The sequence below is a fragment of the Roseburia sp. MSJ-14 genome (assembly GCF_018918225.1).
Taxonomy (GTDB): domain Bacteria; phylum Bacillota; class Clostridia; order Lachnospirales; family Lachnospiraceae; genus Petralouisia.
Map to the genome: position 1 here is coordinate 1 of NZ_JAHLQD010000001.1, position 7167 is coordinate 7167.

The following is a 7167-nucleotide window of genomic DNA, read 5'->3' on the forward strand; positions in this document are numbered from 1 at the left end:
AGATGTGTATAAGAGACAGGAGTAGCTTGCCGTCGCCCGCGGTACGCAGGACGTTTTTGGAATCCTTGATATAGGTAAGCGCGATCTCGGGGTGAGACAGCGCGATCTTGTCGATCACATTGGATACGGCGTTGCCCTCCGCCATATCGGTTTTGAGGAACTTCATGCGGGCGGGCACATTGTAAAAGAGGTCACGGATGATGAAGGTGGTGCCGTCGGGACAGCCCGCGTCTTCAAAGAGCACTTCTTCCCCGCCTTCGATCAGATAGCGGGTGCCGATCTCTTCCTCACGCGCCTTGGTGATCAGCTCGAGGTGAGATACGGAAGCGACGCTGGCGAGCGCTTCACCGCGGAAGCCGAGGGTCGCGATCGCGTCGAGGTCATCCTCTTCCTTTACCTTGGAGGTCGCATGGCGGATAAACGCGGGACGGATATCCTCCTTGAGGATACCGCAGCCGTTGTCGGAGACACGCATAAAGGTGACGCCGCCGTTTTTGATCTCGACGGTGATGACGGTCGCGCCGGCGTCGATGGAATTCTCGACGAGTTCCTTGATGACGGAAGAAGGGCGCTCGACGACCTCGCCCGCCGCGATCAACTCCGCGACGTGCTTATCGAGTACGTTTATCTTTCCCATATGCAGTTGCCTCCTTTCGTCGGTTAATGAATACTGAAAATTGAAAACTGAATAATAAATGCAACTCGGCTCCGCCTCAAACAGTTTATACAATCCCTCAGTCTGCTTTGCAGACAGCTCCCTTTACCAAAGGGAGCCTTTATCGGTTGAGATTGCCACAGGGCTGCGCCCTTCGCAATGACGATTTGTATACAGACATCAAAAGATCAGCGCCCTTCGCAATGACGATTTGTATATGTGAGATCGATCCCACTCCATACTATCATCACAATAGAATTGTTTGAGCGAAGCGAGTGACCGGCACCTTCACCGTTCACCATTCACCATTCACCATTCACCTATTCCGCCATACCTTTCAGTTCATACAGCAGATTCATCGCCTCGATGGGCGTTAAGGTGTTGACGTCTACCGCGCGGAGCTTTTTGAGGATCATGCTGTCGGTATCGGGCATGAGGCTGAGCTGCATACTGTCCTCCCGCGCGGGTGCTTCGTGCTGAATATGTTCCTGCGGAGCGGATGAATTGAGCTCCGCCAAGATCTCTTTGGCTCGTTCGATGATGCTGTCGGGCAGACCGGCTAATTTAGCGACCTCAACGCCGTAGCTTTCATCGGCGCCGCCGGGTACGATACGGCGCAAAAAGGTGATCTCGTCGCCGCGTTTTTTGACGGCGATGTTATAGTTCTTGACGCCGTCGAGCAGCTCCTCCATCACCGTAAGCTCATGGTAATGGGTCGCGAACAGGGCGCGTGCGCCGAGCTTCTTTTTATCGGCGACGAATTCCAGTACCGCGCGCGCGATACTCATGCCGTCGTAGGTCGAGGTGCCTCTGCCGATCTCGTCGAGGATCAGCAGGCTCTTGGAAGTCGCGTGAGAAACGATGTTGGCGACCTCGTTCATCTCCACCATAAAGGTGGACTGACCGGACGCGAGATCGTCCGACGCGCCGACGCGCGTGAAGATCGCGTCGACAAGACCGATCTCGGCATAGGACGCAGGCACAAAGCTGCCCATCTGCGCCATCAGCACGATCAGCGCGACCTGCCGCATATAGGTGGATTTACCCGCCATATTGGGGCCGGTGATGATCGCGATACGGTTGTCGATATTATCGAGCAGGACGTCATTCGGGACGAACATCGCGTCGCTGAGCAGCGCCTCCACAACGGGATGGCGGCTGTCCTTGAGACGGATGACCGAGTTTTGTGTGACGTCGGGACGGGTATAGCGGTTGTCCGCCGCTACATTGGCGAGCGATACCAGTACATCCAGCGCGGCGATCGCCTTGGCGGTGCGTTCGATACGGTCGAGGTTGAGCGCGATCTGCTCGCGCACATCGTTGAACAGCTCATACTCGATGGCGACCGATCGCTCCTTGGCGCCGAGGATGCGGCTCTCGATCTCTTTGAGCTCGGGTGTGATATAGCGCTCGCAGTTGGTCAAAGTCTGTTTGCGGATGTAGTGCTCGGGCACCAGATTTTTGTAGGAATTGGTGACCTCGATATAGTAGCCGAAGACGCGGTTGTAGCCGACCTTCAGCTTGGGGATCCCCGTCTGCTCCTTTTGCTCCGCTTCGATGCGGGCGAGCAGAGAGGTGGAGTCGTTCATGTCATGCTTGAGCTCATCCAGCGGCGCGGAGTAGCCCTCTTTGATCAAGCCTCCTTCACGCACAGAAAAGGGCGGATCCTCTACGATCGCCTCATCGATCAGCGCGCGCATATCATCGAGCGGATCGATGTCACGGTACAGCTCGTGCAGGAGCTTGGATTTGAAGGGTTCAAGGGTCGCTTTGAGCGCGGGCAGGTTGGTCAGCGCCTGACACAGCGAGCGCAGTTCACGCGCGTTGGCGGAGCCGTAGACGATCTTGGTCATCAGGCGCTCGATATCGAAGATACCGGTGAGGTTCGCCGTCAGCTCCAAACGGTTGACGGTGTCGTTCACCAGCTCCTCGACGGCGTTCTGGCGCTTTAGGATCGTCGTGATATTCATCAGAGGATGCTCGACCCAGAACTTCATCAGGCGCTTGCCCATAGCGGTCTTGGTCTTATCGAGCACCCAGAGGAGTGAATGTTTCTTTTCCTTCGCGATCATGGTGCGGGTGAGCTCCAGATTGCGGCGGGTATTGAAATCGAGCTTCATGTACTGGTCTTCTACGTAGAGCTCGATGGTGTCGATACGCTCAAGACCTGTTTTTTGTGTATCTTTCAGATAGGACATCAGCACGCCGAGCGCGATGATCAGCTCATTCGAGTCGGCGATCTTGTCCATATTCTCTTTGCTGAAATGCTGTTCGAGCAAAGCGGTACATTCGAGCAATCCGCAGCGGCTTTCATCGGGATGAGATACCGCGGCGTTGGGGAGCTTTTCTTTGATGAACAGGTGCAGCACCTTGTTCTGCGCGAGCTTGCCGGAGATCAACAGCTCCCGAGGGTTATAGGAAGTGATCTGATCCTTGAGCTGAGAAAAGCTGTGGTCGCTTTTGAAGCGGGATACGAACAGCTGACCGGTGGAGATATCGCAAAACACGACGCCGGTATAGCGCTTGTCCGCGTACAGTGAGCAGATGTAGTTGTTCTCGCTCTCATCGAGCATGGAGGATTCCATGACGGTGCCGGGTGTGATGACGCGGATGATATCGCGCTTGACAAGTCCCTTGGTGGCTTTGGGATCCTCGGTCTGCTCACAGATCGCGACCTTGTAGCCCTTTTCGACCAGTCGGGCGATGTAGCTCTCGGCGGAATGGAAGGGTACGCCGCACATCGGCGCGCGCTCCTCCTGTCCGCAGTCACGGCCGGTGAGGGTGAGCTCCAGTTCCTTGGAAGCGAGCTTGGCGTCTTCAAAGAACATTTCATAGAAATCGCCGAGTCGGAAGAACAGGATGCTGTCCTTGTTCTCCTCTTTGATCTTAAAATATTGCTGCATCATCGGAGATAACTCCGCCATATCCTCACTTCCTTTCTCAGTGGTCAGTGGTCAGTGGTTAGTAGTTAGTTAGTTAGTTAACAAATAGAATTGTTTGAGCGAAGCGAGTGACCGGCACCGTTCACCATTCACCGTTCACCATTCACCGCGGCACCAAGGTGCCGTCTCAGCCACATCCTCCGCAGGTGGAGCACTCGTGGGTGCAGTCCTCGGAAAAATCGGTGGTGTCGGGATCCTGACCCTCGGCGCTCTGCTGAACGATCGCGAGGACGCGCTGGAGCACCTTATCGAACGCCTGCTTTGCGTCGTTGTATGCCTTCATGTGCTCGTTGTTCATGATATCGGAGTAAGCGGTGCGCATTTCCTCGTTAAGCTTTTTGAGGGTCTCGTCATCGCGGTCGGTCTTGCACGCCTCGGCGTTGATCGCGACGCGCTTGATATTGAATTCGGTGATCAAAGCCTGTAAGGCTTCATCGTTATCAGCCGCGTCCTTCGCGGTCATGATGGTTTTATACTCTTCCTGTTCCTGGATCGCGTGTCCGAGTTGTCTAGCGATTGCAATTACGTCTGCCATGTTATATTTCTCCTTTAGAATTATACTGCCTTCCTTTGGGAAAGGAAGGTGTCACCCTACGGTGACGGATGAATTGTATTGATTGACCGAGCGTCAGCGAACAACCATTTTTTCGGTTGGTCGCTTTGCTCCATTGATGCAATCCCTCACCCGCCATTCGGCGGGAGCTCTCCGGTGTATGGGAGTTGTAGCCCAAATCAAAGATTTGGACAACACCTCACCTTTACCAAAGGGAGCCTATGCTAACTCTCCCGTCAGGATCCAATTCCTTGCCTGAGTGATCCTGACGTTATGGAAGTCGCCGATCAGGCTGTCGTCGCCGTCGAATTCGACGATGATATTGCCGGATGTCCTGCCGCAGAGTCTGCCCTCTTTCTTCGCCTTTTCTTCGACGAGCACCTTCTCCACTCTGCCGACCATCGAGGCGCATCGCTCGGCGGCGATCTCCTCCTGCACGGCTAATAGCTCGCGGAACCACTTGCCCTTCTCTTCATCAGAGACGGGGTCGTCCATTTGTGCGGCGGGGGTGCCGTTGCGGGGTGAGAAGATGAAGGTGAACAACGAGGTGAAGCCCACCTCGCGAATCAGCGACAAGGTCTGCTGAAAATCCTCATAGGTCTCGCCGGGAAAGCCGACGATGACGTCGGAGGTCAGGGATACATCGGGGATACGCGCTTTGGCGTAGTTGACGATATCGAGGTACTTCGCGCGGTCATAGTGACGGTTCATCGCCTTGAGCACCCGATCCGATCCCGACTGGAACGGCAGGTGCAGATGGAGCGAGATATGCTCGCTTTCGGCGATGGTATCGATCAGCTCATGGGTGCAGTCCTTCGGGTGCGAGGTCATAAAGCGCAGCCAATAATCGCCGGGGATCTTGTCGATCTCGCCGATCAGCTGTGCGAAGGTCGGTCGCGGGTCGAGGCCCTTGCCGTAGCTGTTGACGTTCTGTCCGAGCAGGGTGATGTCCTTGTAGCCCTGTTCGATCATTTCCTTCGCTTCCGCAATGATGATCTCAGGCTGACGGCTGCGTTCTCTGCCGCGCACATACGGCACGATGCAATAGGTGCAGAAGTTGTCACAGCCGTACATGATCGGCAGCCATCCCTTGAACTTGCCGTCACGGCAGGTCGGGATGCCCTCATAGACCTTCTTGTCGTCGTTATCGCGGACAAAGACGCGCGAGCCGTCCACGAGACTTTTATAGAGCAGTTCGGGGAACTCGTGCATACAGTGAGTGCCGAATACCAGTCCGACGAACGGAAAACTGTCGTGGATCCGTTTCGCGACATGCTCCTGCTCCATCATACAGCCGCACAACGCGATCAGGATCTGCGGATGGCGGTGCTTGAGCTTTTTCAGAGCGCCGACGTTGCCGAACACCCTGTCCTCGGCGTGTTCGCGTACCGCGCAGGTGTTGAACAGGATGAAGTCCGCTTCTTCCGCATTCTCGGTGAAGCTGTAGCCGGCTTTTCGGAGCATACCCTTGATGCGCTCGCTGTCGGCGACATTCTGCTGACAGCCGTAGGTGCGGACATACGCCAGAGGAACATCACCGCGCTTGCGGATGCTCATCAGCTCGGCGGTCAGGTTCAGATATTCAATTTGACTGTCGGACATCTTGACGGTTTCAGACAAATTGTATTCCTCCGTTCGTCGTCACTCGCCGTATTCGGCAGGCATATCCGGTTGGTATGCCTTGACCTCATGTGGCGGTTCCTCCTCTCCCCAAAAAGCAGGGGCTTTTTGGGGTCCCCTATGATGATTCTTAAATATTATAGACAAATGCGCATATCTGCACATTATAATCCTATTATCCGTAGTATTATAGCACAATATATCCGCCTTTTCAAGCATTTTCACGCAAAATATTGGGATGGCCGTAAAAGAAAGCCGCCTGTCAGCAAGACAGGCGACGAAGGTTCATCTCCATATAAAATCAAACGCGTTGGCAAAGACGCTGAGCCGATATTCACAGTCCCGATACTTGCGTTTCATTACACTATCGTGAGAGGAAAGCATCTGCAATTCGAGCTCGTCGTTATTCGAAACGGCCGCAAAGGTAAACCGCGCACGAAGCGACCGAAGGAAATCGACCAATATATCATAATCCATCTTCATACATTTGAACCTCTCCCCTTTCAAAATGCAAAGGGTCGGTTCATTCAAATCCTCAACGGGGAAGGTGTGCAGGTGGATCTCGAGCGTACATTCCCGATAGTCCTTGTATCGCTCATAGTAGGTTTCATCGGAATAATCCTCGCGAAAGATCCTGAATTCACCGAAGGTCAATCTCAAAATGTCGTTCTCATAAGCGGCGTCGGTCAGAAGCTGGTCGTGCAGCATACTGAACTGCACCCTGAACTCGTTATAGTCAAAATGTCGCATTTTATCACCGCACCCAGTTTAACACAGCATCCGACACAAGTCAATATGATACCACGCCGCTGTAGGACGGTACCGTGCCGACGATGACGGTCTGGGCGATCTCGAAGGCGGATTCGGTGCTCACGGTCTCGCCGACGCGTATCGGACCGTAGATCAAGAGATCGACATACACGGTGACGGTGATGTGGTGGACGGTCTGGTTGACGCCCGCGGACGCAAAGCTGCTTTGGAATTCGCAGGATACGGTCTGGGTGCTGTCGACGGAGAAGGGGATCTCGGGGCCGAAGTTCGACAGGAACACCAAGCCCGTGAAATTGCCGAGCCGCACACTGATGCCCTGTGTACGGGACAGGCGGTCGATGCAGTCCTGCGCGTGTTCGGTGATGTAGGTTTTGGCGGCATTGACGAAAGCGGCGTTGGTCGAGATCGCGGCGACAGAGCCGTTGTCATAGGTGATGTCGCACATCCTGTTCCCCGTATCGGCATGCTCCTCCAAAAAGTCATCCACCGCCATGGTGACAGCCTGTTCGGACAGCGTCTGCATATCACGGATGATGACGTCGCGGAGTTGGTGCTTGACCGCAAGCTCCGCGTAGACGGTGAGCAGGATGACGATCGCCAGAAATACCTGTCTCTTATACACATCT

Annotated in this window: 6 protein-coding genes; all 6 read right to left on the reverse strand. The window is 54.7% G+C overall.

What is annotated here, in order from left to right:
• A partial coding sequence (gene mutL, locus KQI83_RS00005; RefSeq protein WP_216553818.1) for a DNA mismatch repair endonuclease MutL occupies positions 1–637 on the reverse strand: 637 nt, incomplete at its 3' end.
• Positions 638–975: 338 nt separating this feature from the next.
• Positions 976–3579, reverse strand: coding sequence for a DNA mismatch repair protein MutS (gene mutS / locus KQI83_RS00010; RefSeq protein WP_216553819.1), 2604 nt, complete (start codon positions 3577–3579; stop codon positions 976–978).
• Between the two features lie 145 nt (positions 3580–3724).
• Complete coding sequence (locus KQI83_RS00015) at positions 3725–4132, reverse strand: YlbF family regulator (protein WP_216553820.1); 408 nt, start codon at positions 4130–4132, stop codon at positions 3725–3727.
• 237 nt (positions 4133–4369) lie between these two features.
• Positions 4370–5770 (reverse strand): tRNA (N6-isopentenyl adenosine(37)-C2)-methylthiotransferase MiaB, encoded by a 1401-nt coding sequence (gene miaB / locus KQI83_RS00020; RefSeq protein WP_253295438.1) that lies wholly within the window; start codon positions 5768–5770, stop codon positions 4370–4372.
• Positions 5771–6055: 285 nt separating this feature from the next.
• Entirely contained in the window at positions 6056–6478 is a 423-nt protein-coding gene (locus tag KQI83_RS00025) for a hypothetical protein (RefSeq protein WP_216553821.1), read from the reverse strand.
• A gap of 82 nt (positions 6479–6560) precedes the next feature.
• Positions 6561–7167: sporulation protein YunB (locus KQI83_RS00030; protein ID WP_216553822.1), on the reverse strand; the 607-nt coding region annotated here is incomplete at its 5' end.

Bases quoted from the DNA above. Each gene is read 5' to 3' on its own strand.
- mutS (WP_216553819.1), bottom strand. From the start codon at position 3,579: ATGGCGGAGTTATCTCCGATGATGCAGCAATATTTTAAGATCAAAGAG.
- KQI83_RS00015 (WP_216553820.1), bottom strand. From the start codon at position 4,132: ATGGCAGACGTAATTGCAATCGCTAGACAACTCGGACACGCGATCCAG.
- KQI83_RS00025 (WP_216553821.1), bottom strand. From the start codon at position 6,478: ATGCTGCACGACCAGCTTCTGACCGACGCCGCTTATGAGAACGACATT.